This is a genomic window from Photorhabdus heterorhabditis (assembly GCF_001280945.1).
GTDB classification, from domain to species: domain Bacteria; phylum Pseudomonadota; class Gammaproteobacteria; order Enterobacterales; family Enterobacteriaceae; genus Photorhabdus; species Photorhabdus heterorhabditis.
In genome coordinates, this window is sequence record NZ_LJCS01000198.1 from 1 (window position 1) to 882 (window position 882).

1 protein-coding gene is annotated in these 882 nt (G+C 59.4%); it reads left to right on the forward strand.

All coding sequences use genetic code 11. The features are described 5' to 3' along the window. Window positions 1–882 (forward strand): hypothetical protein (locus AM629_RS21295; RefSeq protein ID WP_152912066.1); only part of this gene is annotated, 882 nt, incomplete at both ends.

Genomic DNA, 882 nt, shown 5'->3' on the forward strand with positions numbered 1-882 from the left:
ACGACGGCGGCCAGTTAGTGGCGCGGGAAATCCACCTCACCACACCGGATTTATCCAACCAGCAGGGAAAAATTAACCAGACCGGCAGCGGTGAACTGACGCTCCATACCCGCACCCTGAATAACCAGGAGGGGACCGTGTTCAATCAGGGGACATTGACCCTCACCACTGACCGGCTTAATAACCGTCAGGGCACGATTGCCAGTCAGGGCGAGGACCTGCATCTCACCGCGCATCAGGCCGATAACACCCAGGGGACGGTGCAACTGGCAGGCAACGGACAATTGTCGCTCAATACCCAACGGTGGCGGGGTGATAAGGGCAAACTGCTCACCAACGGGGTCCTGACGATACAGGCCGGTGAACTGCAACTCAACCAGGCCGAGACTCAGGCCGGGCAGATAACCCTCAACGCCGACACCCTGAGCCATCAAGGCGGCGTGATGCAACAACAGGGTAAAGACACGCTGTCCCTCACCACCCGGCGGCTGGATAACCAGCGCGGCACCCTTGCGGGCAACGGCAACCTGAACCTGAAAGCAACGACCGTCGATAATCGTCACGGCAACATCGTGGCCGCCGAAAAAGGTTCGCTGACACTGGCGGTCAAAGACACGCTGGATAATCAGTCAGGCCGGCTGGAAGCGGGCCACGCGCTCCAGCTCAGGGCATCCCAACTGGATAATCGCCGGGGGAGCATTGTGGCAACCGGGGACAGCGCCACCCTCACCGTTGACAAAACCCTTCAAAACGCTCACGGCCATCTTGAAGCCAAAACCCGACTGACTACGACCAGCCAGACGTTGGATAACACCCAGGGTGTGTTGCTGGCGCAACACATTGACAGCCAGACCACAGGCCATTCCTTCACCAATACCGCCG